This is a genomic window from Streptomyces tricolor (assembly GCF_002155905.1).
GTDB classification, from domain to species: Bacteria; Actinomycetota; Actinomycetes; order Streptomycetales; family Streptomycetaceae; genus Streptomyces; species Streptomyces tricolor.
This window is the reverse complement of the sequence record NZ_MUMF01000018.1, coordinates 1-296: the sequence shown is the minus strand read 5'-3', so window position 1 is coordinate 296 and position 296 is coordinate 1. Positions and strand designations below refer to the sequence as shown.

The following is a 296-nucleotide window of genomic DNA, read 5'->3' as shown; positions in this document are numbered from 1 at the left end:
GGTCGAGCTGCTGGAGACCGGGGAGTTCCAGCGCCGGGCGGCCGAGCTGGGGGTGATCCTGCGGGACGGGCTGACCGAGCTGGCCGGCAAGGGCGTCACCGGGTTCCGCTCGCGCGGGCTGTGGGCCGGCGTGGACGTCGACCCGGCGCTGGGCACCGGCCGCGAGATCAGCGAGCGTCTGATGCGCGAGGGGATCCTGGTCAAGGACACCCATGGCTCCACGATCCGGCTGGCGCCGCCGCTGACCATCACGGCGGAGGAGCTGCGGTCCGCGCTGGCCGCGCTGGAGAAGGTGC

The 296-nt window shown here is 74.3% G+C and carries 1 protein-coding gene; it reads left to right on the top strand.

Features of this window, described 5'->3' with window-relative positions; genetic code table 11:
* On the top strand, positions 1 to 296 hold a 296-nt coding region (locus CCN44_RS45820), incomplete at both ends, for an aminotransferase class III-fold pyridoxal phosphate-dependent enzyme (RefSeq protein WP_244203879.1).